Consider the following 25,753-nt stretch of genomic DNA (forward strand, 5'->3'; position numbering starts at 1 on the left):
GCTCCCGGAGCATCCTGCCCCTTTATCCTTAGGGCGACCCTAGAAGAAGTCGCTCTGAATGAAACCGAATTCCATCAGTTCTGCGTCTTTGACCGGGTTGAAGGTATCCAGCTTGTTCTTGGCCGTCAGCGGGTTGGGCGGGTCGCGCAAGGCGTTGGCCTTGTCGTAGCCGGGGCCGACGATGGCGAAGACGATACCGTTCCAGCCTTTGACAAAGTCTTCGTGGGAGTAGCGTTTATGGCCGAGGACGGGGTCGCCGATATAGACCCAGTCTTTCTGCGCCCGCTGCATGACCACGAAGTGCTTGTAACCACGAATGTCCATCAGTACCACCACCGGAATGGAGACCGCCTGCAGTTTGTCGGGAGGTATCCGGTAGCCCCGGGCGCGCATGCCGATGCTTTCCAGGTAGCGCTTCATGTCCAGCATGGAGAAACCCTGGGTACGCACAAGGTCTTGGTCAGCGGTGGCCAGCATGCCTTTGATGACGAGCTCCTCATCGACGTCGAGCCAGTAGGCCTGGCGCAGCACCGTCGCCAGCGCGGCGGCGCCGCAACTGAAGTCGGTTTTCTGCTCGACCAGGTCGGCGAATTTGCGCTCCCGCACGCTCTGCACCTGCTTGTACACCAGGTTGCCGCCAGGCAACACGGCCACCGGCATCTGCGCGGCCTGAGCCAGGCCGGTCAGACAAAGCAAAAGGGAAAAGGTCGCCATTCGCATGATCGCTACGCCTTGTGGGACGGTGGAAAAGCCCCGTTTCCGGGGCTTTCGTCACTCTCGTGATTACAGGCAGGCTCTGCAGCCGGCAGCGATGGACAGCGAGTTGCTTTGTTGGTTGCCGACCCCCGCCGAGACGTTGGCACCGCCGTTGCCGGAGAAGCCGTTCATCGAGCCAGACATCGACGCGTTGTTGATCACAGGGTTTTTCCAGCCGTCTTTGGTCAGCACTTGCTTGGTCCAGACGCCGGAAAGTTCGATCGTGCCTTGTTCCTTGAAGGTGAATTTCTGATCGTCGTTATCGTGGCCGCCACGACGGTCGTCGTTGTAGCCATGATGACCACCGCCATGGTGATCGTCGTCGCCCTGGATCTTGCCGTAGCCGGTGCCTTTGTAGGTGCCGGAGGCATTGAACTCGCCGGTGAGGGTGTCTTTTTTGTAGGTACGCACACCCCTGTTGTCCACGTCCAGGCCAGTGGAGGTCTGGTCGGCCGAAGCTGACGCAGTCGCTACGCGTCCGCCGGATACGGCGATTGCCAGGTTGTTTTTCTGTTGGTTGAAGTCGCCGGCGGTGACGTTGATGCCGATGTTGCCGGAGCCGCCGTTGCCAGCATTGTCGAGTGTTGCGCTGTTTTGCGTGGACCAGTTTTTCACCGTGTTGTTGGTGTTGGTCTGGGTCGCGCTGGAAGTGGCTACCGCGCTGCCGAAGATGAAGCTTTCATCGGCGGTGGCCAGGGCGACGGCGTTGTCTTGCTGGTTGCCGGCGCCGGCAGCCACGTTGGCGCCCATGTTGCCGTTGGAGTTGTTCATCGAGTCGCTGGCGTCGGCGTTGTTTTCGGTGCCGCGGTTGCTGACGCTGTTGCCCGAGCTGTACTGCTCATCGGTCACGTTGGCCACGGCACCGGCGGTGAGTTGCAGCTTGGTGTTGAGGTCTTGGCCGCCGTTGCCGCCATGTCCACCGTGGCCGCCGTGGCCGCCGTGGTGGCCATTGTGACCGCCATGTCCACCGTGGCCGCCATGACCACCGTGACCTCCGTGGTTGTCGTCATTACCACCTGCATGTGCAGCGATTGCCATCACTGCGGCAAGTGCAAAAACCAGTGGCTTGAGAGCCATTGTAGGTTTCATGGTGTTTCTCCGTGCTTATTAGTTGGTTAAGTGTTGGTACTTTCCAATCGCACTGCTGCGGGTCAGTCAGCGACCCGTATGCTCAGGGTGTTAGCCATTCGGTTCCCCACCCCGGCACTCTGGTTCACCTGAATCACTCCCCGGCTGCCGGTGAAGGCCTGGTCGCTGGTAACGACCTGGCGGCTGCCTTTGGAAGCGTCAGTTGCTCCCGAGCCTGGTAACAGCGCCACGTTCTGTTGGGACAGGACGCTGTCGTCGATGCTTTGCGGCTGGGCACTGATGCTCACCCGCATTGCGTTGACCATCTGGTTGTTGGCGCCGGCTCCCTGGTTCACGCCCAGGACCCCGTTGCCGTTGCTGAAAGCGTTGCCGCCGATGTTGCTGCTGGCGTCGATCGCGCTGCTGGCCGGTGTGCCGAGCTTCTGCCGGACCACAGTGGTGGCCTGAGCGTCGGTGCCGATGGCAATGGCGCGTGTGTTGGTCTGTTGCTGCTGGTCGCCGGCGGCCTGGTTGATGTTGAAGTTGCCGTTGTAGCGGGCGCCGGAGTTGTGAAGGGTGGCGGTGTCCACCGCCTGGATGCCTGGGTCGGCCATCACCGAAGCGCAGCCGAACAGTGCAAGCCATACGAGGGTACGAGTCATCTCATTGGCCTCCGGCCATTCTGCCCAAAGGAGCCAGGCCAGAATTCAGCGAGCGGTTGATGGTGCCGGAGATGGCGCCACCGCTACCGCCGCCGTGGCCGGCACTCATGCCGGTCAGGCCGTTGGGGTTGGTGACGCTGTTCAGCCCCTGCAGGTTGACGCCGTTGGGCATGACGCTGCTGCTGATCGTGGAACCGCTGCTGACCCCGGCAAAATCACCGTCGCTCAATTCGGTGTTGCTGGTCATCTGTTTGACCCGGGCCGATGGGTTGGCATTGACGGTGGTCGGGTAGGGGTCAGGATGCAGCGGAGGGCGGCCGACGCTACGAGGTTGAACGTCGCGGTCGAGAACGATCCGGCCGTCCCTGATGTCGTCGGCAGCCTGGACCGGGAGGCTGAGCAGCGAGCCGATGGCACAGCCGATCAGCAGGAGGTGGGTCAGAGCTGAATTGAGATTCTCCACGGCAGCATTCCCTTCTTCTTCGCTGGCCCTAGTCAGCGTTGCCAGGGTAGAGAGCAGAAGCCGTGCCGCTTTTCGATTGTTTCAAAAATTCAACAGGTTACGAATAACCAGGTGTGTTGCCGGGGCAGGGGTGTTTCAGCGATGAGACCAGTATCGCCTTCGACAGCCCGGTATGGCCGTGGCGAGGCTCTGGATCGGGGGGCTCGCGGCGGGTTGTATCAGCGTTTTAACAGATGGCAGAAGGGCAATGAGAAGCCCTTTGATTTGGCCGTTCTGCGCAGCGGCGGGTGTTTCAGGGATGGACGTTTTTCTCGCCAGCAGAGGAGAAAAAAAGCGGACAGGAAAAGGATTCGGCTAACCCTGAAGTAAACGCTCGACCCGCTCGAATGCCCGTTGTCGACGGGCTTCCCAGTCGCCGCGAATCACTTCGAAGGGCTGCTGGTGTTGCACCAGCCAATCACCGGTGGCCTTGAAGAAGGCCAGGCGCTCGCTCAGTTGGGGTTGGCAGCGCTGGCCGTCGTTGCTCCAGCCGACATCTTCCGGCGAGAGCAGCAGGTGCAGATCATAGCGGCGAGCCAGCAGCTCGGGTTCCAGCCAGTCCGGGCAGGCGCCGAACAGGGTCTGGCTCCAGAGCATATTGCTCAGCAGGTGCGTGTCGAGAATCAGCAGCGACGGCTGTTGTGCCCGGGCCTGGTCCTCCCAGGCCAGCTGGCCGCGGGCGATCTCCGGGATGTCCGCCAGGCAGGTGTCGCGTCGCTGCTGCTCGATGAAATGGCGAACGTACTCGCCCACCTGGATGCCGCCGAAGCGTGCCTGCAAGTGGCCGCTGAGCCAGCTTTTGCCGCTGGACTCGGGGCCGGTCAACACCAGGACCTTCATGCCGGGCGCAACGCCGGGTCGGCTCGCCAGGCGCGCCAGCCCTGCACGGCCAGCAGGGTGAACAGCCCGTACAGGGCCGCCGTCAGGTACAGGTCCTTGTAGATGAACAGGCCGACAAAAATCACGTCGACGGCAATCCACAGCGGCCAGCATTGCACGCGCTTCTGCGCCATCCACCACTGCGCCACCAGGCTGAAGCCGGTCAGCGCGGCGTCCAGCCAGGGTTGCGCGGCATCGGTCCAATGGGCCATGGCGGCCCCCAGCAGCAGGCTGCCGATAGCCCCGAGGCTCAGGCCCAGCAGCATCGAGCGTGGCGCCAGCAGGCTGACCGGACGGCCCTGATGACTGGCGCCACCGCGGGTCCACTGCCACCAGCCATAGAGTTGCAGGGCGGCGTAGACCACTTGCAGCAGCATGTCCGAATACAGTTTCACTTCGAAGAAGATCCAGCTGTACAGCAGCACCATGACCAGGCCGATCGGCCAGCACCAGGGGTTCTGTCTGACTGTCAGCCAGACGGCGATCACGCCGAGTGCGGCGGCGAACAGTTCAAGCCCGGACATGAAAACTACCTGGAAGCGGAGAAGGGTGCGGATTGTAACCAGAAGCGGCCTTGCATGTTAGTGAAGGCCGGCAACCGTGGCGGGGCGAAAACCCCGCCACGGTCAGCTTCAGACCCGGAACTGGCGCAACAGGCCGTTGAGCTGCTCGCTCAGTTCCTTGAGGTGCAGGCTGGCGGCACTGGACTGCTCGGCCGCCAGGGCGGTGCTGTGGGACAGGCCGGCGGCCTGGGTCACGTTCTGGTTGATGTCTTCGACCACATGGGCCTGTTGCAACGTGGCGCTGGCAATCGAGGCGTTCAGCCCGTTGAGGTTGCGCAGGGCCTGGCCGATGGCGTTCAGGCTTTCCCCGGCCAGCCCAGCCTGCTCGATGGTCTGTTGCGAAGCCCGGCTGCTGTCGCCGATGACCTTCACCGCGGCTTCCGAGTGCCCTTGCAGGCGCTCGATCATCGACTGGATCTCGGCGGTGGACTTCTGCGTCCGCTGGGCCAGCAGGCGCACCTCATCGGCCACCACGGCGAACCCACGGCCCTGTTCGCCGGCGCGGGCGGCTTCGATCGCCGCGTTGAGCGCCAGCAGGTTGGTCTGCTCGGCGATCGAGTGGATCACCTCCAGCACGCTGCCGATCTGGGTGCTTTCCTGGGCCAGGGTGCGAATCACTTCCACGGCCTGGTCGATGGTGGCCGAGAGCCGGTCGATCTGTTGCAGGCTGCCGTCGATATTGACCTGGCCCTGCTGGGCCTGGGCTTCGGCGTCGCGCATCTCACTGGCGGCGTGTTCGGCGTTCTTCGCCACGTCCTGTACGCCGTAGGTCACTTCGTTGATGGCGGTGGCCACCAGCTCCATCTGCTGCGACTGCTGCTGGCTGCGTTCCTGGGCCTGGCTGGCATTGCTGCCCAGGTCGGTGGAGGACTGCGCCAGGGCTGCGGCCGACACCTGCAACTGGCTGACGACGAGACGCAGCTTGGCGGTGAAGCCGTTGAAGTGCCGGGCCAGTTCGGTGACTTCGTCCTGGCCGTGGGTGTCGAGGGTACGGGTCAGGTCGCTTTCGCCGCTGGCGATATTGGCCATGGCGTGCACGGTTTCCTGCAGCGGGCGGACGATGCTGCGGGCGATCAGCAACACCAGCAGGGCCATGAGCAGGGCAATGGCGATACCGACGACCGAGGCCTTCACCACCTGGCTGCGGAACTCGGCCTGCACGTCATCGATGTACACCCCCGACCCGATGATCCAGCCCCAGGGCTGGAACAGTTGGACATAGGAGGTCTTCTGCACCGGCTCGCTGGCGCCCGGTTTCGGCCAGCGATAGTTGACCATGCCGGCGCCCTTGGCCTTGGCGATGGCCACCATTTCGTTGAACACGGCAAAGCCGTCCGGGTCGCGAATGGCCGCGAGGTTCTGGCCGTCGAGCTTGGGGTTGGTCGGGTGCATGACCATGACCGGAGTCAGGTCGTTGATCCAGAAGTAGTCGCTCTGGTCATAGCGCAGGTTGCGTATGGCACTCAACGCCTGCTTCTGCGCCGTCGCGCGATCGAGGCTGCCGGCGCTTTCCAGGCCCTGGAAATAGGCCAGCACACCGTTGGCGGTCTGCACCACATGCTGGGTCTTCTGCGCCTTGGCCTGGTACAGGTCGTCGTGAATCTGCTTGAGCATCAACATGCCCAGGGTCATCAGCATCAGTACCGCGACAATCAGGATGAGCCACAGCCGGCGGCTGATCGACATTCTGCGTAAGCTGTTCATGAATCTGTCACTCCCGATTGTTGTTCTTGTAATAGAAACACCCCGTACATCCGTCATGCGCTCCTTGCAGTCCGGTCCCGCTGATTCTCTCAACGCGACAGCGTTTATCGAGTATGTCTGCTAGGATTTCGGCCTCATCGCGAAAAACCTGAATCCGGCTGATTTTTCACGGAATTTTCAGGGGCGATGATGATCCTATTGCGGCTGCGAAGTCGCGACGCATGTGTCAGTGAACATTTGAAGAAAAACTAAAAGGCATGCCACGGCATGACCTTCGGGGGATTGATGGAGCTTTGGACTGCCGTACAGGCATTGATTTTAGGGATTGTGGAAGGGCTGACGGAGTTTCTGCCCATCAGCAGCACGGGCCACCAGATTATCGTTGCCGACTTGCTCAACTTTGGTGGCGAGCGCGCCATGGCGTTCAACATCATCATTCAGCTGGGGGCCATTCTCGCGGTGGTCTGGGAGTTTCGCCGCAAGATCCTCGACGTGGTCACCGGCCTGCCGACCCAGCGCAACGCCCAGCGTTTCACCATCAACCTGCTGATCGCCTTCATGCCCGCCGTGGTGCTGGGGGTGATTTTCGCCGACCTGATCCATGAATACCTGTTCAACCCGATCACCGTCGCCACGGCGCTGGTGGTGGGGGGCCTGGTCATGCTCTGGGCCGAACGCCGGCAGCATGAAATACATGCCAACAGCGTGGATGAGATCAGCTGGAAAGATGCCTTGAAGGTCGGTTTCGCCCAGTGCCTGGCGATGATTCCAGGCACCTCGCGCTCGGGCTCCACGATTATCGGCGGCCTGCTGTTCGGCCTGTCGCGCAAGACCGCCACCGAGTTCTCGTTCTTCCTGGCCATGCCGACCATGGTCGGTGCCGCGGTCTACTCGGGCTACAAGTACCGCAATCTGTTCCAGCCGGACGATCTGCCGGTGTTCGCCGTCGGTTTCATCACCTCGTTCATCTTCGCGATGATCGCGGTCAGGGGCCTGCTCAAGTTCATCGCCAACCACAGCTACGCGGCCTTTGCCTGGTATCGCATTGCCTTCGGCCTGGTGATCCTCGCCACCTGGCAGTTCGGCTGGGTCGACTGGACCGCGGTCCATTCCTGATGAACGCACGCAATCAGAACCGCCCCGGCGAAGTCGCCGGGGCACGGATCCAGCAGCCAAGGCTCAAGGCGGTGATCTTCCTGCTGCTCTGCGCCTTGCCGCTGTGCGGTTCGCTGCTGTTGGGCGTGAAGGGGATTTCCTGGGTACCGCTGGCGGCCTACGGCGCGGTCAGCGTGCTGACGTTCTTCCTCTATTGGAGCGACAAGCGCAAGGCCCGCAGCGACAGCTGGCGGACCCCGGAAAACGTCTTGCACGCCGTGGAGCTGGCCGGTGGCTGGCCAGGCGCCTTGCTGGCGCAACAGGCGTTTCGCCACAAGACCCGCAAGCTGTCCTATCAACTGGTGTTCTGGCTGATCGTGCTGCTGCACCAGGTGTTCTGGATCGACCGGCTGTTTCTCGAGGGCAGCCTGTTCTCGCTGTTCTAGAGTAACAACCCCACCTGTACCCGCTTGGGCAGCTTGCTCACCACCAACTGGTGCGAACGCCGCAGCAAGTCCCGCAGTTCGCCGGCGCCCAGCGGGTAGGGCGTCTGCATGATGATCCAGTGCGCCCGGGCCAGGTACGGCGCCGGCGCGATGCCGGGACGGTCGACATGGCCGAGGAACAGCTCCTTGTCCACCTTGAACGCCAGTGACTCGCCCCGCAGGTTCTGCAGGGCGAACATCTTGTTGCCGGCCACGGAAAACACCCGCACGCCGCCCCATTTGTAGTCTTCGCGCGCGCCCGGCAAGTCCAGGCAGAATTGCGCCACATCCGCTTCAGTCATGGTTTTTTCCTTTTGTCGCGCTGTCACAGTGTGCGGTCCCCGCAGCCTTTGAAGGCTTCGCTGACATGCTCGATCCAGGCCCTTACCGCTGGCAATACACCGCGCCGGTGAGGGTAGACCGCCTGCAGCCAACCGCCAGGCAGCGACCACTCGGGCAGCAGTTGCACCAGTTGCCCGGTCTGCAGTTCTTCCTCGCAATACATCATCGGCAGGATGGTACAGCCAAGGCCGGCGAGGGCGCAGGAGCGGCGCACCAGAAAATCGTCGATGCCCAGGCGCGCTTCCAGGACCAGGTCGCATTTCTCGCCCTGGGCGTCGAGCAGGCGCAAATGCACCATGCGGTCGGCCTCCAGGGCTCCCAGCACCGGCACCTTGTGCAGGTCTTCGGGACTGTGGATCGGCCATTCCCGGGCGAACGCCGGGCTGGCGACCATCACGGTCTGCGCCTGGCGCAGGCGCCGGGTCACCAGCAAGGGGTCTTCGTCGCCATGCTCGCGAACCCGCAGCGCCACGTCGATGCCTTCGGCGACCACGTCGACCCGGCGGTTGAGCAACTGCATGTCCAGCTGGACCTGGGGATATTGCTCGAGGAACGAGCTGATGACGGTCGGCAACATATGATGGGCCAGGCCCACCGGGCAGGACACCCGCAGGCGCCCGCGAGGTTCGCTGGACATGCTGGCCACGGCCTCGTCGGCCATTTCCGCTTCCAGCAGCATGGCCTGGCAGTGACGCAGATAACGTTCGCCGACCGCGGTCAGCTTCAATTGGCGGGTGGTGCGTTGCAGCAATCGGGTGTGCAGGCGTTCTTCCAGTTCGGCGATACGCCGCGACAAACGGGATTTGGGCACCCCCAGTAAACGCCCGGCGGCGGCGAAACCACCGGCTTCCACCACCTTGGCAAAGTAATAAAGATCGTTGAGGTCTTGCATATCCTGACTCTACTGTCCTGCTGATGGGACAAACTATCGCATTTATGCCGACTAATCAGCTATTGGTTTCATCTGTAGGATTGTCCTCAATTGATCGCCCGGTGGCGATCCTCACTTGGAGAATCCCAGATGAAACTGTTGCATATCGATTCGAGCATCCTTGGTGACAACTCGGCTTCCCGTCAGTTGAGTGAAAGCGTGGTCAAGGCCTGGAAAAACGCCGATGCCAGCGTTGAAGTGACCTACCGCGACCTGGCCGCCGATGCCATCAGCCATTTCAGCTCCGCCACCCTGGTGGCCGCCGGTACCCCGGCCGAAGTGCGCAACGCTGCGCAGCAGCACGAAGCCGAGCTGAGCGCTTCGACCCTCGCCGAATTCCAGGCCGCCGACGCTGTAGTGATCGCCGCGCCTATGTACAACTTCACCATCCCGACCCAACTCAAGGCCTGGATCGACCGCATCGCCGTCGCCGGCCAGACCTTCCGCTACACCGAAGCCGGTCCTGAAGGCCTGTGCGGTGGCAAGAAAGTCGTGGTGGTCTCCACCGCGGGCGGCCTGCACGCCGGCCAAGCCACTGGCGTGGCGCACGAGGATTACCTGAAAGTGCTGTTCGGCTTCCTCGGCATCACCGACATCGAATTCGTTCGCGCCCACGGCCTGGCTTATGGCGACGAAGTCCGCAACAAGGCCCTGAGCGACGCCCGGACGCACATCAGCGAGCAACTTTTCGCTGCCGCGTAAGGCTTGTGTAAAAGTCGCTTACGCCCCAGGCAATGCCCTTTAAACTCTGTATTCTGATGCCCTCCAGGCAGCGGAATACGGAGTTTTTCGTGTTCGTGCTATTTGTTCTGGCTCGGGTTATGCAGTGGCTTGACCAGGCCCGACAGCTCCAGGCAACAGGCCAGCGAATTCCTGGCCAGTGAAGCAATGAACCGGCGTTTTCATCAGGTAGGGAAGGTGGTGCATCCATGATGCGTCTTTGGGCAATGTCACTGATCTGCCTGCTCGGCGGCCCGATTATCGTGCACGCCGCGCCCGCGCCCCATCCGCACTGGAGCGTGGGCTTCCACGAGATGAGTTTTCTCGACCCGCTGGACCAGCAGCCGATGCGCGCCATTGCCTTCTATCCCTCCACTGGCATCGAACACAGCAGCAAGGTCGAGGGTTATCAGATCGCCGCCTCCCGGGATTCGAAGGTCGCCATCGGCCGTTTTCCGCTGTTGATGCTGTCCCATGGCAATACCGGCACGCCGCTGGCCCTGCACGACCTGGCCACCTCGCTGGCGCGCAAGGGCTTCGTGGTGGTGGCGGTGATTCATCCGGGCGACAACTACAAGGATCACAGCCGGCTGGGGACCCTGAGCAATCTCTACGGCCGGCCGATCCAGATTTCCGAAGCCATCACCGCGACCCTGGCCGACCCGATGCTGTCGCCTTTCGTCAACGCCGGGCAGGTCGGGGTCATCGGTTACTCGGCCGGCGGCGAAACGGCGCTGATCCTGTCCGGGGCGACCCCCGACCTGGACCGCCTGCGCCGCTACTGCCAGGAGCGCCCCGACGATCACGATGCCTGCAATACCCAGGGCGAACTGATCGTCGATCGCGACGACCTGCAACCGGTCGCCGACCCGCGGGTCCATGCGTTGCTGCTGATGGCGCCGCTGAGCCTGAAGTTCGGGCGCCAGACCCTGTCTGGCGTGCATGTGCCGGTGCTGCTGTACAGCGGCGACGTCGACAAGCTGGTGGCTCTGGACAAGAACGCCGCGGCCTTGGCCCGCAAGCTGCCGGTCGCGCCGGACTTCAGGCTGTTGGCCGGGGCCGGGCACTTCGTGTTCATGGCGCCGTGCACCGAGGAGCAGTTGCTGAGCATGCCGGCCTTGTGCACCGACGCCGATGGCGTCGACCGCGAGGACATCCACCGCAATCTGATCGCCGAGGCCGGCCGCTTCTTTGCCCAGGCCCTGGGCAAGCCGAGCCGGGCCGGGATGCAAACCGCGGATCAGTGACTCAGGCGTCGGCCCGGTGCTTGAGCAGCAGGGTCAGGCCCAGGGCGCTGAGCGACAACAGCGCCGCGCAGAAGAAAATCCACGAATACCCCAGGTTCAACGCCACGGCGCCCATCAAGGGCCCGGCAATCGCCAGCGCCAGGTCGAAAAACACCGCGTAGGCGCTCAGGCCGGCGCCGCGGCTGGTGCTGGGCACCTGCTTGATCGCTTCCACCCCCAGCGCCGGGTACACCAACGACAGGCCGAAGCCGGCGAGCCCGGCGCCGATCATGGCGAACGCCGTCGATGGCGCCAGCCACAGCAGGATCAGGCCCAGGGTCTCGATGCTCATGCAGGCGATGGCCGCGTGATAACCGCCAAACCGGCTGATGCTGGAGATGAACAGCAGGCGCGAGAGAATGAAGCAGATGCCGAATACCGTCAGGCAATAGGCCGCGCCGGTCCAGCCGCGGCTGAGGTAGAACAGGGTAATAAAGGTGGTCAGGGTGCCGTAGCCGATGGACGCCAGGCTCAGGCCGGCGCCGTACGGCGCGATACGGCCGAACACCGCGCGAAACGACAGGCGCTCGCCACGGATCACCGGCACCGATGGCTTGTTGCGGATCAGCAGCAGGGCCAGGGCCGCCAGCAGCGACAGGGCCAGCCCCAGGCTTTCGAAACCGTAGTCGGCGACCATCACCACCCCCAGCGGCGCGCCTATGGCAATCGCGCCATAGGAGGCGATGCCGTTCCAGGAAATCGAGCGCGCGGTGTGCTCGGCGCCGACCTGGCCCATGCACCAGCTGATGGTGCCCACGCCGATCAAGCCCTGGGCCACCCCCAGCAGCAAACGTCCCAGCAACAGGACGCTCAGGCTGAGCAGCGGCAATGTTTGCAGGAGGCTGGACGCCAGGGTCAGCAACCCGCTGAGGAAAATCCCCGCCAGGCCGTAGACGATCGCCCGTTTGGTGCCGATGTTGTCCGACAGGCGCCCGGCCATGGGCCGGCTGAGAAGGGTGGCCAGGTACTGCGAGCCGATGGTCAGCCCGGCCACCACCGCGCTGAAGCCCAGTTCGCCGTGGACGTAACCCGGCAGCACCGCGATCGGCAGGCCGATGCAGAGAAACGCGATAAAGGTATAGAAGACGATAGAGACGATCTGCAGGGTGATCGTCATGGAGCTGGGCACGGGCTGTTGTTGCGCAGACATGAGGGCTCGTTCGCGGGCGGGCGGTTGGAGAACTGCATCATGGCGCGGGCCGGAAATAAAAGGAAGCAGGCTAACGATTTCTTTATCGCCTGCTATTTATAGGGGTTGGGAGGACGTCATCGCTGCGTCTGTAGGAGCGCGGCTTGCCCGCGATGCTTTTATAGCCGTACAAAAAAGCCCCGTCACCAGGACGGGGCTTGCAAGCCGGCAACTGGTTGGCGTTCCTTAGAACACCACGCCCTGGCTGCGCAGGTAGTCGTCGTAGGTGCCGCTGAAGTCGGTCACGCCGTTCGGGCTCAGCTCGATGATGCGAGTGGCCAGGGACGACACGAACTCCCGGTCGTGGCTGACGAAGATCAGCGTGCCCGGGTAGTTTTCCAGGGCCAGGTTCAGCGCCTCGATGGATTCCATGTCCAGGTGGTTGGTCGGTTCGTCCATCACCAGTACGTTGGGCTTTTGCAGGATCAGCTTGCCGAACAGCATGCGACCTTGCTCACCACCGGAGATGACCTTGACCGACTTGAGGATCTCGTCGTTGGAGAACAGCATGCGGCCCAGGGTGCCACGGATGATCTGCTCGCCCTGGGTCCACTGGCCCATCCAGTCGAACAGGCTGACGTCGTCTTCGAAGTCATGGGCGTGGTCCTGGGCGTAGTAGCCCAGCTCGGCGCTTTCGGTCCACTTCACCGAACCGGCGTCCGGGGTCAGCTCGCCCATCAGGGTGCGCAGCAGGGTGGTCTTGCCGATGCCGTTCGGGCCGATGATCGCCACGCGCTCGCCGGCTTCGACGGTGAAGCTGAAGTTCTTGAACAGGGTCTTGCCGTCGAAGCCCTTGGACATCTGCTCGATGGTCACGGCCTGGCGGTGCAGCTTCTTGGTCTGTTCGAAGCGGATGAACGGGCTGACGCGGCTCGATGGCTTGACCTCGGCCAGCTGGATCTTGTCGATCTGCTTGGCGCGGGAGGTGGCCTGCTTGGCTTTCGAGGCGTTGGCCGAGAAGCGGCTGACGAAGGTCTGCAGCTCGGCGATCTGGGCTTTCTTCTTGGCGTTGTCCGACAACAGTTGCTCGCGGGACTGGGTCGCCGCGGTCATGTACTCGTCATAGTTGCCCGGGAACAGGCGCAGCTCGCCGTAGTCCAGGTCGGCCATGTGGGTGCAGACGCTGTTGAGGAAGTGACGGTCGTGGGAAATGATGATCATGGTGCTGTTACGCGCCGTCAGAATCGTTTCCAGCCAGCGGATGGTGTTGATGTCCAGGTGGTTGGTCGGTTCGTCGAGCAGCAGCACTTCCGGATCGGAGAACAGCGCCTGGGCCAGCAAGACCCGCAGCTTCCAGCCCGGAGCCACTTCGGTCATCGGACCGAAATGCTGTTCCAGGGGAATGCCCAGGCCCAGCAGCAGTTCACCGGCGCGGGACTCGGCGGTGTAGCCGTCCATCTCGGCGAAGTCGGTTTCCAGCTCGGCCACGGCCATGCCGTCTTCTTCGCTCATTTCCGGCAGCGAGTAGATGCGATCGCGCTCGGCCTTGACCTTCCACAGCTCTTCGTGACCCATGATCACGGTGTCGATCACGGTGAATTCTTCGTAGGCGAACTGGTCCTGGCGCAATTTACCCAGGCGAACGTTCGGCTCCAGCATGACCTGGCCGCCGGACGGCTCGAGGTCGCCGCCGAGGATTTTCATGAAAGTCGACTTGCCGCAACCGTTGGCGCCGATCAGGCCATAGCGGTTGCCGCCGTTGAACTTGACCGAAACGTTCTCGAATAGCGGCTTGGCGCCGAACTGCATCGTGATGTTAGCTGTGGAGATCAATTACTTTACCTATCAAGGGGTTGCGAGCATCGTGTGGGCTCTTGGGCCATTCCCGGGGCATTCTGGAGCTTTTCCATTTCGCCAGGGTCGAGCCAGGGTCGAGCCAGCGAGCATAAGTAGACAGCAACATCTGGACGCTATGGCCAAGTTGCTGGGCAATAAAGGTGGGAGGTCATGTTGGAATTTGGCGCGCATTGTCGCATATGTGCGCCGGCAGTTGTATGACAGTGACCTACGGATTTTTCATCCAGGCCGGTAAACGTCAGGCGTTGTAAAAATCGCCGCTGCGGATTTGTCCCGGGCAATGCGACTTAGGTCGTGGCATAGCGGACGGACACATTTTCACAAATCGGAGTTAACCTTTGGTTACAAACTGTGGCTAAAATGCCGACCAGTTGCCACATGCCATCATTGGCATGGGCTCAAGGACGTGCCTTCAGGACCTCTTATCGCTTTCGGACGCTGCATATGACCCCGGCCCAGGTGGCCCACGTGGGGGCGCAGTATGTTCTCTTCTGACATGTGACGATTTCCGTGAAACTCATCATTGCCGCTGTTTACGTTTTATCCATCGCGTATGTGCACCTGCGTGGTCGCGTGCGCCATAAACTGGGCCGCCAGCTGAGTGATCACTCGACCTTCCTGGCCCCGATCAACTGCTTCCTTTATCTGTTCTCGAAGATCCCCAATCGCCCGTACCTCGATCCGGCCGACTTTCCCGACCTGAGCCCGTTGCAGGCCCACTGGGAAGAAATCCGCGCCGAGGGCCAGAGCCTGCTCAGGGCCGGGGAGATCAAGCGTTCGGAGCAGTACGACGACGTCGGCTTCAACTCGTTCTTCAAGACCGGCTGGAAGCGCTTCTATCTGAAATGGTACGGCGACAGCCATCCTTCGGCGATGAAGCTGTGCCCGCGGACCACCGAGCTGGTGCAAAGCATCGGTTCGATCAAGGCGGCGATGTTCGCCGAACTGCCGCCGGGCTCGAAGCTGGTGCGCCACCGCGACCCTTATGCCGGCTCCTACCGTTACCACCTGGGCCTGGAAACGCCCAACAGCGCCGGTTGCTACATCAATGTCGACGGTGAGCACTATCACTGGCGCGACGGCGAAGCGGTGATGTTCGACGAGACCTACATCCACTACGCGGAAAACACCACCGAGCAGAACCGCATCATCCTGTTCTGTGACGTCGAGCGGCCGATGAAGTACCGCTGGGCCGCAGCGTTCAACCGCTGGTTCAGCCGCACCGTGATGGCCGCCGCCGGTTCGCCCAACGATGCCGGCGACCGCACCGGGGGCCTGAACCGCGCCTTCACCAAGCTGTACAAGATCCGCCTGCGCGGTAAAGAGCTGAAAAAGCGCAACCGCAAGCTTTATTACCTGGAAAAGTGGGCGATCTTCGCTGCGCTGTTGCTGCTGTTCATCTTCATCTGATTCGCCGGATGGCGAATTGCCGGTCGCGGGCCAGCCTCGCTCCTACAGGGGCGGGGCTGGCCCGCGATCACGTCCTCAAGGCTTGTCCACTCCCAACTGCTGCCACATCTTCGCGGTGATCCGCTGCCGATGGGCGTAGCCGTGCCACGGATCCCGGGGCAAGGCCTCCAGGCGTTGCCTCAGGTTCGCCACATTCCACTGCTGGGCATGCCGGACATCGCCCAGTTCATCCCGCGCGATAGGCACCGAGACCGGCAGCCCGGGGCGGGCCCGTACCGAATAGGCGGCCACGGTGCTGGCGCCACGGGTATTGCGCAGGTAATCGACGAAGATTTTGCCGACCCGGTTTTTCGGGCCCATGGTCGCGGTGATGCGCTCTGGCAACTGCTGCGCCATGAATTGCGCGATGGCCTTGGCGAAACCCTTGACCGTATCCCAGTCGGCCTTGCGCGCCAGCGGCACGATCAGGTGCATGCCTTTGCCACCGCTGGTTTTCAGGAAGACCTGCAAACCCAGTTCATCGAGCACCGAAAGGGTCAGCTGGGTGGCCTCCTGCATGCTTTTCCAGGGCAGCGCCGGGTCCGGGTCGAGGTCGAGCACGAACAGGTCCGGGGTTTCGATCTGGTCGTGGGTCGCACCCCAGGTGTGCAACTCGAGGGTGCCCATCTGCACCGCGCCGATCAGCGCCGCAGTGCTGTCGATTTCCATCAGGCGCGCGTGGCCAGGGTCCAGCGCCGGGTCGAGGTGGCGGATATGGGGGATGGCCAGGTGCTCGGCATGTTTCTGGAAAAACTGCTCGCCTTCCACCCCTTCGGGGGCCCGCAGCAAGGACACCGGGCGGTTGCGCAGGTGCGGCAGGATCTGCTGGTCGATGCTGGCGTAGAACTGCGCCAGTTGCAGCTTGGTGGTGCCGGATTGCTGGTCGATGACCCGATCCGGGTGGGTGATCCTGACCCCGGCGACGCTGTGAGCGGCCGACTTGTCCGAACGGGAGGCCGTGCCCCGGCTGCGCGTCTCGACGGCTTTGGAGGTCTGCGGCTGCTCGCGAACGATTTCCTTGGCCGGCTTATCGCTGCGCAGAGCGACGAACGCCGCCTGGCGCACCACCTGCTCGCGGGTCCACTCGGCGAACTCGACTTCGGCCACCAGTTGCGGCTCGACCCAGTGCACGCCGCGGGCCTGGGCCGCGGTCAGGGGCTTGGCCAGGGGCGATGAGTCCCGTTCAAATTCCTGCATCCGCCCATGCAGATGCTTCAAGGTCTGCTGGTCGAAACCGGTGCCGACCCGGCCGGCGTACACCAGCCCGCTCGCATCGTTGACTCCCAGCAGCAGGGCGCCAAAGCCGCTGCGCGAACCTTGCGGGCGGGTATAGCCGACCACCACGAACTCCTGGCGCAGCCGGCATTTGAGCTTGATCCAGTCGCTGCTGCGGCGCGACACATAGGGGCTGCCGGCCCGCTTGCCGATCACCCCCTCCAGGGACAGGGCACAGGCGCTTTCGAGGATGTCGTGGTGCTGGGCGGCGAAGGCTTCGGAAAAACGCAGGACCTTGCTCGATTTGCGCCCGAGTGCCTGCTTGAGCGCCTGGCGGCGTTCTTCCACCGGCGTTTCGCGCAAGTCCTCGCCCTGCAGAAAGGGCGCGTCGAACAGGTAATAAATGATGTCCACGCTGCGACCGATATCGAAGGCGTTCTGCAATGCCTGGAAGTCCGGCAGGCCTTGGTCGTTGAGCACCACCATTTCGCCGTCCAGCCAGCTGTCCTTGAGCTTCAGGGCGGCCAGGGCCTTGGCTTGCTGGGGCAGGCGGCTGGTCCAGTCGTGACCGTTGCGGGTCAGCAGGCGCACCTCGTCGTCCTGGATCCGCGCCAGGATCCGGTAGCCGTCGAACTTGATCTCGTAGCGCCAGTCGCCGCCGGGCGCCTTGTCCACCAGGGTCGCCAACTGCGGCGCCAGGCTTTGCGGCAGGATCACGGCTTTTTTACCCGGCGGTTTCTTCGCGGCTTTTCTTGTGGCCTGGGGTTTGGCGCCGGCGGCTGTGCGGTCGCCCACCGTGGCACCGCTGAGCACGCTCCTGGGCAGGGCCCGGACCACATCGTACTCGTCGCTCGGTCGCGCCTGGGCATCCTGCTCCTTGATCAGCAGCCACTGTTCCTTGTCGCCGCTGCCGCGCATATGGGTGCGCACCAGGGTCCAGTCGCCGCCGAGCTTTTCGCCGATCAGGGTGAACTTGAGCTTGCCCGCCCGATAGCCGGCCTCGGGGTCGTCATGGGGTTGCCAGACGCCATGGTCCCAGACGATCACGTCGCCGGCGCCGTATTGCCCGGCGGGGATGCTGCCTTCGAAATTGCCATAGCTCAGCGGGTGGTCCTCGACATGCACCGCCAGGCGTTTTTGCCTGGGGTCCAGGCTCGGGCCCTTGGGCACCGCCCAGCTTTTCAGGCTGCCGCCCAGTTCCAGGCGAAAGTCGTAATGCAGGTTGCGCGCATCGTGCTTCTGGATCACGAAACGCAGGGCCGAGGTGGACTTGGCGGAGGGTCTGTCCGCCGCCGGCTCCGAGGTGATCGCGAAGTTGCGCTTGCGCTGGTACTCACTCAGGGATTTGGCCATGACCCACTACCTTGTATGGCGAGCCGGCGGTTCAGGCACGGGATCGCTTGGTGGCTTTCTTGGTTGCCGCGGGTTTGTCCGCGGCCTTGCCGGGCTTGCCCGGGCTGGCGGGCGCCTTGCTCCTGGACTTGGCGCCCAGGCTGCGCTTGAGCATCTCGGTCAGGTCGATGATGTCGGCGCTCTGGCGTTGCTCTTCGCCGGCGACGCTTTCCACGTCCTCGATCTTGCCGGCCCGGGCCTTTTTCTCCACCAGGGCCATGATCTTGTCGGTGAAACTGTCGCGGTATTGTTCAGGCTGCCAATCGGCGCTCATGTCCGCCACCAGGCGCTTGGCCATGTCCCGTTCGCCCTTGGTCAGGTCCGGGTGAGTCACCTCCGGCCCCAGGGTCAGTTCGTCGAGGCTGCGCACCTCGGCCGGCCAGCGCAGCATTACCAGCACCAGCGCCGACTCCAGCGGCATCAGCGCCGCCAGATGCTGGCGGGTGTGCAGCACCACCAGGGCCAGGGCGACTTTCGAGGTGCTCTGCAGGGTTTCGCGCAGCAGCGCATAGACCTTGCCGCCACGCTTGTCGGGGGCCAGGAAGTAGGGGGTGTCGATGTTCTGCAACGGGATCTGCTGGCTGTCGACGAAGGCGAAGATGTCGATGGTCTGGGTCGATAGCGGGTGGGCCGAGCGGATTTCGTCCTCGCTGAGCAGCACATAGCGGCCTTTTTCGTAGGCCACGCCCTTGACGATATGTTCCTTGCCGACTTCCTTGCCGGTGACCTTGTTGACCCGCTTGTAACCCACCGGGTCCATGCTGCGCTGGTCCAACCAGTCGAAGTCCACGCCCTGGGAGGCGGTCGCCGAGACCAGCGCCACCGGAATGTGAACCAGACCGAAACTGATTGCGCCTTTCCAGATTGCCCGTGCCATGAGCCTGTCCCCGTATTGACTGTGGAATCGCCATGCAGCGACTGGTTTTCAGGTGACCCGTGGCGCGGCGCGAAAGTTTCCCTGGGGTGCCGGCCTGCATGGGCAAGCCGATAACTCGTGTTACATGTCTGACGGATTATTTAATTAACATGGCCGAACGCGCGACGTAGCCTGGACTCGAATGCGATAACTCGTCGCCATCCAAGAGGGTCGCCATGGACAACCTGCTTCGCGGTCTTGTCGTGTTCGCACTGATGAGCGGGGCCAGCACCGCGGTGTTCGCCGCGCCCCAGGCAGCGCATACGGGCAGCAGCCCAACGTCCGCCATGCTGTTGGCGCAGAACCTGCCCGGCGGTAACAACAACCCCTACAACAGCCCGATACGCCGGGCCAACCCCAACAGCATGCAGGGCACCCAGCCCAGCACCCCGGCTGTCCGTGGGGTTAATCCGGTGCCGATGCAACGCCCTCCGACCCTGGAGAACGGCGGCATCGGCAACGGCTACCCGCGCACCATCACCCAGCCAAGGATCATCGATCCGACACCCGTGACCCCACCGCGTAACCAACAGCAGCGATAAACGCTGACCGCCCGAGGCCGATGCCGGCTCCGGGCGGAACCCTTTTTATCGACAGAAGGAATTGTGCATGTTGCGTAAAACCCTCTTGGCAACCGTCTGTGCCAGCCTTGTTCTGAGCAGCGCGCTACCTCTCGCGGCCGCCCCCAGCCAACCGTTGCAGAGCGAGCTGGGCCCCCTCAGCGTGACCCCGCTGGTCGAGGGCCTGGACCACCCCTGGGCCCTGGCGTTCCTGCCGGACCGCCAGGGCATCCTGGTGACCGAGCGCCCAGGCAACCTGCGGCTGGTCGGCGCCGACGGCAAGCTCTCAGCGCCCCTGGACGGGGTGCCGCAGGTCTGGGCCAAGGGCCAGGGTGGCTTGCTGGATGTGGTGCTGTCGCCGGACTTCAAGCAGGACCGCCTGGTCTATCTGTCCTACGCCGAAGGCGGCGGCGAGGGCGGCACGGCGGGGACGGCGGTGGGGCGCGGACGGCTGTCCGAGGACCTGAAGACGCTCAAGGATTTCCAGGTGATTTTCCGCCAGGCGCCCAAGCTCTCCACCGGTAACCATTTCGGTTCGCGCTTGGTGTTCGACCGCGACGGCTACCTGTTTATCACCCTGGGGGAAAACAACGAGCGCCCGACCGCCCAGGACCTGGACAAGTTGCAAGGCAAGATCGTGCGCCTGTATCCGGATGGCCGGATTCCGCAGGACAACCCCTTTGTCGGCCAGCCGGGCGTGCGCCCGGAGATCTGGTCCTACGGCCACCGCAACCCCCAGGGCGCGGCGCTCAATCCCTGGAGCGGCACCCTGTGGGATAACGAGCACGGGCCCAAGGGCGGCGACGAAATCAACCTGATCGAGCGTGGCAAGAACTACGGCTGGCCCCTGGCGACCCACGGCATCAACTATTCCGGCGCGCCGATTCCCGAAGCCCAGGGCAAGACTGCCCCAGGCACCGTGGGCCCGCGGCATGTCTGGGAGAAATCCCCCGGCATCAGCGGCATGGCCTTCTACGACGGCGACCGCTTCAAGGCCTGGCAACACAACCTGTTCATCGGCGCCCTGGCGTCCCAGGAGCTGATCCGCCTGCAATTCGACGGCGACAAGGTGGGCCACGAGGAGCGCCTGCTGGGTGAACTCAAGGAGCGCATCCGCGACGTGCGCCAGGGGCCGGACGGTTATCTGTATGTGCTGACCGACGAGGACAAGGGCAGGCTGTACAAGGTTGGCCTGGAATAACCCAGGCCCTTCTTCTGTAGGAGCGAAGCTTGCTCGCGAAAAAATCTTCAACGATAACGCGTGTTGGCAGGATGAATCGCCGCTTCGCGGCTATCGCGAGCAAGCTTCGCTCCTACAGAGGCACTGCGGCCGGGTAGAGGATCACCGCCGCCTGCAGCTTGCCGCTGCCGAAACGGCACATCTTGGCGAATTCGCCGTGGCTCACCGGCAGGTGCTGGCAATCCATTGGCTGGCGGTGCTGGCTGTGGTCGACATCGGGATCGTGCAGGTAGACGAAGTCTTCGTCGCAGTCGGTGACCATCACCCAATGCGGGGCCTTGGAGCGGGTCAGGCGGTAGCTGCTGATCAGCACCAGGGGCTGGCCGCCATCGGCCAGCAGCCTCGGCAGGTCCAGCGGGCCGCCCAGCACCTGCAAGACGTCGCTGCTATCCAGCTGGGCGCAGAACTCCTCATGCACCAGGCGCATGACGTCTTTTTTATGCTCGTCGCGCACCCCGCCGAGAAACAGCGGCCCCCGGGTATTGACCTGCAGCCTGACCCTGAAGCCCCGGCGCCACGCGGCCAGCGCCAGCCCCTGGGGGCTGCAGCCGCCGTGGCCGGAGGTCATGAACACGGTGGTCGCCTCGCGCCACAGCTGCAGTTCTTCACGGCGCTCCAGGGCGCGCCCGGGTTGCAGCGCGGCCATGGCCATCAGCAGGCAGGCCGGGCCGCAGGTGAAGTCGGTGGTCTGCTGGTAATAGGGCACGCGGATGGCGCGGGTCTCGCGATGCTGCAGGATGCGCTTTTCCAGGCGCAGGGCATCGGCGTGGTCCTCGTAGTAGTCGTGCAGCACGGCGAAGCGCCGGTAGCCGCTGCGTTCGTACAGGGCGATGGCCGTCGGGTTGTCGCTGCGCACCTCAAGCCGCAGGTAGGCGCAGTCATGCTCCCGCGCGCAGGCTTCGATCCGCTCCAGCAGGCGCTTGCCCAGGCCCGACCCGCGGGCCTCGACCGCGATGGCGATCGAGTACAGGCGGGCCAGGGAGGTCCCGCGATGGAACAGCACCAGGGCATAACCCAGCAGTTGTTGCGCCTGCTCGGCGACAATCAGGCACGCATGGGCGCGGCTGATCATCCACTGGAAGCTGCGCACCGTCAGGCGATCGGTGGTGAAACACTGCTGTTCCAGTCGCACTAAAGCAGGCAGGTCCTCAGGTGTGGCAATGCGAAAGACAAGATCCATATAACCGCCGTAAAAGTTGCGTAACGAAACGAGACTTTCAAAAAAGTTCGTGCTTAATAGAAAAGGTCTTGTTCTTAAGCGGATCAAACATTATGTCAGCGGTACAAGGTCATTGGCGTGGAGTATCCGAGCAAAGTCTGCCGGCGACAATAACTCCGGTTAATTATTTTTCAGCGATGAGTGAAACTTCCAGCCAGTTGCTGATTATTGTCGAGCGCAAGGAAGATTGGGCCTCCTACTTCCCCAGCGAAGACATCCTCAGCGCTCAGGAGTATCTGGAACAGACCCGAGAAACCCAGCCCGGCAAGCGGGTCCAGGTGATCAACCTGTGCCGCAGCTACAAGTACCTGGGCCACGGTTACTACTGCTCGCTGCTGGCCGAGGCGCGGGGGCACAAGGTGATTCCCTCGGTACGCACCATCAGCGAACTGACCCGCAAATCGCTCTATGGCCTGGCCCTGGACGACCTGGATAAAACCCTGGAAAAGGCCCTGAACAATCATCTTTACAGCGATACCGAAGGTTTTACCCTGACCCTGTACTTCGGCAAGACTCATATCGAACCGTTACAGGAGTTGGCGCGACAGTTATTCGAAGTCTTTCCTTGTCCAATATTGCTGGTGGACTTCAAACGAACTAACGGTTGGCATATCGAAGGGGTGAAGTCCGGTGCCTTACATAAGTTGCGCGAAGACCAGGAAGATCAATTCGCCCATTCCCTGGACAGTTTCAGTCGCAAGATCTGGCGCATGCCGCGCTCGAAAAGATTGGCCCGCTATGACCTGGCGATCCTCCATGACCCGCAGGAAGCCTTGCCACCTTCCAACGCCCGGGCGCTGGAGAATTTTGTCCGGGTCGGCAAGGGCCTGGGCATCGACGTCGAACTGATCGAGAAGAAGGATTACTCGCGTATCGCCGAGTACGACGCCTTGCTGATCCGCGAGACCACCAGCGTCGACAACCACACCTACCGTTTCGCCAAGAAGGCCGAGAGCGAGGGCCTGGTGGTGATGGACGACCCGGCCTCGATCCTGCGCTGCACCAACAAGGTCTACCTGACCGATCTGCTGAAAAGCCACCAGCTGGGCATGCCCGCCACCGAGATTCTCTACAAGGAACGACCGGAAGACTTCGAGCGGGTTGGCGAGCGCCTGGGCTTCCCACTGGTGCTGAAGATTCCCGACGGTTGTTTCTCCCGTGGGGTGATCAAGGTCGAGAGCCAGCAGGCGCTGCTGGAGGCCACCGCCGAGCTGTTCGAACATTCGGTGTTGCTGCTGGCCCAGGAGTTTTTCTACACCGAGTACGACTGGCGCATCGGCGTGCTCAACCGCAAGCCGATCTTCGCCTGCCAGTACTTCATGTCCAAGGGGCATTGGCAGATCTACAACCACAAGGCCAAGGGCCAGGACATCAACGGCGAATGCCGCACCCTGGCGGTCCACGAGGCGCCACGGGCGGTGGTGGAACTGGCGGTGAAGACCGCCAACCTGATCGGCGACGGCCTGTACGGCGTCGACCTCAAGCAGTCCGGCGACAAGGTGGCGGTGATCGAAGTCAACGACAACCCCAACCTGGACGCCGGCATCGAAGATGCCTACCTGCGCGACGACCTGTATTCCCTGGTGCTCGAGGAGTTCGTCCGCCGCCTGGAGCTCAAGCGCCGCGGGCAGGCCTGGTGAACGGCCGATGATCAAGAGCTACCAGTTGAGCCAGGGCCGCCTGCTGCCGGTGGAGAACCTGGATGCCGAAGTGATGCTGTTCAGCAACCCGGACCCCGCCGAGCGCGATCTGCTGCGCACCGGCTTCAAGCTCGACGAACACGCCCTGGCCTCGGCGCTGGACCCGGACGAGGTGTCGCGCATCGAGTTTCACCCGGACAACCTGTTCCTGATCTGGAAACGCCCGGAGAACTACTCCGGCGGCGGCAGCCTGTCGTTCGAGGTGTCGTCCTGCGGCCTGCTGTTTTCCCCGCAACGCCTGCTGGTGATCGCCCACGACGATAGCCAGCTCAGCGGCCTGGGCGCGCGGCAGGCCCTGAATAGCCCCCTGGATGTGCTGCTGGACCTGCTGTCCACCAACATCCATCACTACCTGGGGCACCTCAAGGTGATCAAGATGGTCGCCCGCGAGTTGCAGCAGCAGTTCAACGACTCGATGGAAAACCGCCACCTGATCCAGATGTTCAACCTCAGCGAGAGCCTGATCTATTACATCAACGCCATTCACAGCAACGGCGCGGTGTTGACCCGGCTGCGCAACCACGCCGAGAAGGCGCACTTCAGCGCCGAGGCCGTCGGCCTGATCGACGACCTGATCATCGAGAACAACCAGTGCTACAAGCAGGCGGAGATCTATTCGACGGTGTTTTCCGGGCTGATCGACGCGCGCGGCAACCTGATGAACAACAACATGAATAGCCTGTTGCGCAAACTGACCCTGATCAACGTGGTGTTCCTGCCGCTGAACCTGATCGCCAGCATCGGCGGCATGTCCGAATTCAGCATGATGACCGCCGGCACCCCGTGGTGGATTGCCTACCCGCTGTTCCTCGTGGCGATGCTGCTGGGGGCAGGGGGGATGGTGCTCGGTCTCAGGCGCCTGGCCGGCGGCAACGGCAAGTGCGCCTGAGGTTTCAGGCCGGTTGCAGGGTCAGTACCTCAAAGCCGTCGCGGGTCACCGCCACCGTGTGTTCCCACTGCGCCGACAGGCCGTTGTCGCGGGTGACCACGGTCCAGCCGTCTTTCAGGCCGCGCACCCGGGCGCTGCCCTGGTTGATCATCGGCTCGATGGTGAACACCATGCCTTCGCGCAGCTCCAGGCCGGTACCGGGGCGACCGAAATGCAGAACCTGCGGCTCTTCGTGCATCTGCCGGCCGATGCCATGGCCGCAGTACTCGCGCACCACGCTGTAGCCCCGGGTTTCGGCGTGTTTCTGGATGGCATGGCCGATATCGCCAAGGCGCGCGCCGGGGCGGACCGCCTTGATGCCTTCCCACATCGCCTCGAAGGTGGTGCTCACCAGGCGCTGGGCCTTGGGGCTGACATTGCCGATCAGGTACATCTTGCTGGAGTCGGCGATAAAGCCGTTCTTTTCCAGAGTGATATCGATGTTGATGATATCGCCGTCCTTGAGGATGGCCTTCTCATGGGGCATGCCATGGCACACCACTTCGTTGATCGAGGTGTTGATCGAGTAGGGGTAATTGTATTGACCCTTGCTGGCCGGACGGGCGCCCAGGTCGTGGCGGATAAAGCGCTCCACGGCCGTGTCCAGTTCCATGGTCGAAAGGCCGGGCGCGACCAGGTCGTCGAGAAAGCTGAACACCGTTGCCAGCAGGCGCCCGGATTCACGCATCAGCGCCAGTTGCTGCGGGGTCTTGATCAGGGCCTGGGTCATGCGCTGCGCCCCCGGATCAGGTCGCTCTTGTTCAGCAGCAGTTTGTTGATCAGGTCGTTGTAGGCCAGGTGCGGATTGAGCTCGGCCAGCAGGCCAATCTTGATCCAGAACTCGGCCTGGGCGTTGATGGAGCGATCCATGGCGTCGCTGGCGACGCGGATCTGTTCATGCAGTTGATCTGAAATCTTGACGATGCCCACGGGGTTTCTGTCCTGGTAAATATACGAAGCATATACGTTTCGTATATTTTTCGGCAAATGGCAGATAGCTCGACCTGTCATTGGCCATTGACTCACCGGCAACCCGCCGGTTAATTTCCTGGCCATGACTTTTTCCTCATTGCGTTCCCAGCCAAGCATTATTACCGCCATTCCTGATTGGCGGGTCTGACACTGCACCCAACCCGCCCTAGAGGCGGGTTTTTT

The 25,753-nt window shown here is 62.8% G+C and carries 25 protein-coding genes; 9 read left to right on the forward strand and 16 right to left on the reverse strand.

Translation table 11 applies throughout. The features are described from left to right. Nucleotides 1-39: 39 nt before the first annotated feature. From CXQ81_RS16935 to CXQ81_RS16965, 7 genes are all read right to left on the reverse strand, one after another. Nucleotides 40-720: a C39 family peptidase gene (locus tag CXQ81_RS16935; RefSeq protein ID WP_101337898.1), complete on the reverse strand. Its 681-nt coding sequence runs from the start codon at nucleotides 718-720 to the stop codon at nucleotides 40-42. Nucleotides 721-783: 63 nt separating this feature from the next. Then, on the reverse strand, nucleotides 784-1,845 hold the full coding sequence (locus CXQ81_RS16940) for a heme utilization protein (protein WP_101337899.1): 1,062 nt from the start codon (nucleotides 1,843-1,845) through the stop codon (nucleotides 784-786). Between the two features lie 62 nt (nucleotides 1,846-1,907). Continuing rightward, nucleotides 1,908-2,486, reverse strand: coding sequence for an adhesin (locus CXQ81_RS16945; protein ID WP_101337900.1), 579 nt, complete (start codon nucleotides 2,484-2,486; stop codon nucleotides 1,908-1,910). Nucleotide 2,487: 1 nt separating this feature from the next. Continuing rightward, a complete protein-coding gene (locus CXQ81_RS16950) occupies nucleotides 2,488-2,949 on the reverse strand; it encodes a hypothetical protein (protein WP_101337901.1) in 462 nt (153 codons plus the stop codon). A 354-nt stretch (nucleotides 2,950-3,303) separates the two neighbouring features. Further along, nucleotides 3,304-3,828 carry an AAA family ATPase gene (locus tag CXQ81_RS16955; RefSeq protein WP_101337902.1) on the reverse strand — a complete coding sequence of 175 codons (525 nt, stop codon included), beginning with the start codon at nucleotides 3,826-3,828 and terminating at the stop codon, nucleotides 3,304-3,306. Continuing rightward, nucleotides 3,825-4,391: a nicotinamide riboside transporter PnuC gene (gene pnuC, locus CXQ81_RS16960; protein ID WP_053261070.1), complete on the reverse strand. Its 567-nt coding sequence runs from the start codon at nucleotides 4,389-4,391 to the stop codon at nucleotides 3,825-3,827. The genes CXQ81_RS16955 and pnuC overlap by 4 nt, the downstream gene beginning before the upstream one ends. A 108-nt stretch (nucleotides 4,392-4,499) precedes the next feature. Continuing rightward, a complete protein-coding gene (locus CXQ81_RS16965) occupies nucleotides 4,500-6,134 on the reverse strand; it encodes a methyl-accepting chemotaxis protein (RefSeq protein ID WP_101337903.1) in 1,635 nt (544 codons plus the stop codon). 285 nt (nucleotides 6,135-6,419) lie between these two features. On the opposite strand from CXQ81_RS16965, the gene CXQ81_RS16970 reads away from it, so the two are divergent. Together CXQ81_RS16970 and CXQ81_RS16975 are read left to right on the forward strand one after the other, a co-directional pair. Continuing rightward, nucleotides 6,420-7,250, forward strand: a complete 831-nt coding sequence (locus tag CXQ81_RS16970; protein ID WP_009048894.1) for an undecaprenyl-diphosphate phosphatase — start codon at nucleotides 6,420-6,422, stop codon at nucleotides 7,248-7,250. Continuing rightward, nucleotides 7,250-7,675, forward strand: a complete 426-nt coding sequence (locus CXQ81_RS16975) for a DUF1294 domain-containing protein (RefSeq protein ID WP_007926442.1) — start codon at nucleotides 7,250-7,252, stop codon at nucleotides 7,673-7,675. The genes CXQ81_RS16970 and CXQ81_RS16975 overlap by 1 nt, the downstream gene beginning before the upstream one ends. Here the strand turns inward: CXQ81_RS16975 and CXQ81_RS16980 are convergent. Together CXQ81_RS16980 and CXQ81_RS16985 are read right to left on the reverse strand one after the other, a co-directional pair. Then, nucleotides 7,672-8,016 carry an MmcQ/YjbR family DNA-binding protein gene (locus CXQ81_RS16980; protein ID WP_007926440.1) on the reverse strand — a complete coding sequence of 115 codons (345 nt, stop codon included), beginning with the start codon at nucleotides 8,014-8,016 and terminating at the stop codon, nucleotides 7,672-7,674. The two genes, CXQ81_RS16975 and CXQ81_RS16980, sit on opposite strands and share 4 nt — an antisense overlap. 23 nt (nucleotides 8,017-8,039) lie before the next feature. Continuing rightward, on the reverse strand, nucleotides 8,040-8,948 hold the full coding sequence (locus tag CXQ81_RS16985) for a LysR substrate-binding domain-containing protein (RefSeq protein WP_007926438.1): 909 nt from the start codon (nucleotides 8,946-8,948) through the stop codon (nucleotides 8,040-8,042). Between the two features lie 129 nt (nucleotides 8,949-9,077). On the opposite strand from CXQ81_RS16985, the gene CXQ81_RS16990 reads away from it, so the two are divergent. Beyond that, nucleotides 9,078-9,689, forward strand: a complete 612-nt coding sequence (locus tag CXQ81_RS16990; RefSeq protein WP_007926437.1) for an FMN-dependent NADH-azoreductase — start codon at nucleotides 9,078-9,080, stop codon at nucleotides 9,687-9,689. Between the two features lie 227 nt (nucleotides 9,690-9,916). Next, complete coding sequence (locus tag CXQ81_RS16995) at nucleotides 9,917-10,954, forward strand: hypothetical protein (protein ID WP_007926435.1); 1,038 nt, start codon at nucleotides 9,917-9,919, stop codon at nucleotides 10,952-10,954. A gap of 1 nt (nucleotide 10,955) precedes the next feature. Here CXQ81_RS16995 and CXQ81_RS17000 read toward each other — a convergent pair whose 3' ends face one another. Both CXQ81_RS17000 and CXQ81_RS17005 read right to left on the reverse strand, forming a co-directional pair. Further along, on the reverse strand, nucleotides 10,956-12,143 hold the full coding sequence (locus tag CXQ81_RS17000; RefSeq protein ID WP_101337904.1) for an MFS transporter: 1,188 nt from the start codon (nucleotides 12,141-12,143) through the stop codon (nucleotides 10,956-10,958). Nucleotides 12,144-12,368: 225 nt separating this feature from the next. Further along, nucleotides 12,369-13,955 carry an ABC-F family ATPase gene (locus tag CXQ81_RS17005; RefSeq protein WP_009043780.1) on the reverse strand — a complete coding sequence of 529 codons (1,587 nt, stop codon included), beginning with the start codon at nucleotides 13,953-13,955 and terminating at the stop codon, nucleotides 12,369-12,371. 534 nt (nucleotides 13,956-14,489) lie between these two features. On the opposite strand from CXQ81_RS17005, the gene lpxO reads away from it, so the two are divergent. Further along, nucleotides 14,490-15,389: a lipid A hydroxylase LpxO gene (gene lpxO, locus CXQ81_RS17015; RefSeq protein ID WP_009043781.1), complete on the forward strand. Its 900-nt coding sequence runs from the start codon at nucleotides 14,490-14,492 to the stop codon at nucleotides 15,387-15,389. A 75-nt stretch (nucleotides 15,390-15,464) separates the two neighbouring features. Here lpxO and ligD read toward each other — a convergent pair whose 3' ends face one another. Then, on the reverse strand, nucleotides 15,465-17,996 hold the full coding sequence (gene ligD / locus CXQ81_RS17020) for a DNA ligase D (RefSeq protein WP_101337905.1): 2,532 nt from the start codon (nucleotides 17,994-17,996) through the stop codon (nucleotides 15,465-15,467). A 31-nt stretch (nucleotides 17,997-18,027) separates the two neighbouring features. Further along, complete coding sequence (locus CXQ81_RS17025) at nucleotides 18,028-18,912, reverse strand: Ku protein (RefSeq protein WP_101337906.1); 885 nt, start codon at nucleotides 18,910-18,912, stop codon at nucleotides 18,028-18,030. A gap of 215 nt (nucleotides 18,913-19,127) precedes the next feature. On the opposite strand from CXQ81_RS17025, the gene CXQ81_RS17030 reads away from it, so the two are divergent. Further along, nucleotides 19,128-19,493, forward strand: coding sequence for a hypothetical protein (locus CXQ81_RS17030; RefSeq protein ID WP_101337907.1), 366 nt, complete (start codon nucleotides 19,128-19,130; stop codon nucleotides 19,491-19,493). Between the two features lie 67 nt (nucleotides 19,494-19,560). Further along, on the forward strand, nucleotides 19,561-20,712 hold the full coding sequence (locus CXQ81_RS17035) for a PQQ-dependent sugar dehydrogenase (protein WP_101337908.1): 1,152 nt from the start codon (nucleotides 19,561-19,563) through the stop codon (nucleotides 20,710-20,712). A gap of 112 nt (nucleotides 20,713-20,824) precedes the next feature. Here the strand turns inward: CXQ81_RS17035 and rimI are convergent, their stop codons facing one another. Continuing rightward, complete coding sequence (gene rimI, locus CXQ81_RS17040) at nucleotides 20,825-21,931, reverse strand: ribosomal protein S18-alanine N-acetyltransferase (protein WP_101337909.1); 1,107 nt, start codon at nucleotides 21,929-21,931, stop codon at nucleotides 20,825-20,827. 176 nt (nucleotides 21,932-22,107) lie between these two features. Here rimI and CXQ81_RS17045 point away from each other — a divergent pair, with 176 nt between their 5' ends. Together CXQ81_RS17045 and CXQ81_RS17050 are read left to right on the forward strand one after the other, a co-directional pair. Next, nucleotides 22,108-23,610 carry a RimK family protein gene (locus CXQ81_RS17045; protein ID WP_178081063.1) on the forward strand — a complete coding sequence of 501 codons (1,503 nt, stop codon included), beginning with the start codon at nucleotides 22,108-22,110 and terminating at the stop codon, nucleotides 23,608-23,610. A 7-nt stretch (nucleotides 23,611-23,617) separates the two neighbouring features. Then, nucleotides 23,618-24,559 carry a magnesium transporter CorA family protein gene (locus tag CXQ81_RS17050; RefSeq protein WP_101337911.1) on the forward strand — a complete coding sequence of 314 codons (942 nt, stop codon included), beginning with the start codon at nucleotides 23,618-23,620 and terminating at the stop codon, nucleotides 24,557-24,559. A 4-nt stretch (nucleotides 24,560-24,563) separates the two neighbouring features. Here the strand turns inward: CXQ81_RS17050 and map are convergent, their stop codons facing one another. Both map and CXQ81_RS17060 read right to left on the reverse strand, forming a co-directional pair. Further along, nucleotides 24,564-25,328 carry a type I methionyl aminopeptidase gene (gene map, locus CXQ81_RS17055; RefSeq protein ID WP_101337912.1) on the reverse strand — a complete coding sequence of 255 codons (765 nt, stop codon included), beginning with the start codon at nucleotides 25,326-25,328 and terminating at the stop codon, nucleotides 24,564-24,566. Further along, on the reverse strand, nucleotides 25,325-25,528 hold the full coding sequence (locus CXQ81_RS17060) for a ParD-like family protein (RefSeq protein ID WP_007926402.1): 204 nt from the start codon (nucleotides 25,526-25,528) through the stop codon (nucleotides 25,325-25,327). Before CXQ81_RS17060 ends, map begins: the two co-directional genes overlap by 4 nt. Nucleotides 25,529-25,753 lie beyond the last annotated feature (225 nt).

The organism is Pseudomonas sp. 09C 129, assembly GCF_002843625.1.
Classification (GTDB): domain Bacteria; phylum Pseudomonadota; class Gammaproteobacteria; order Pseudomonadales; family Pseudomonadaceae; genus Aquipseudomonas; species Aquipseudomonas chlororaphis.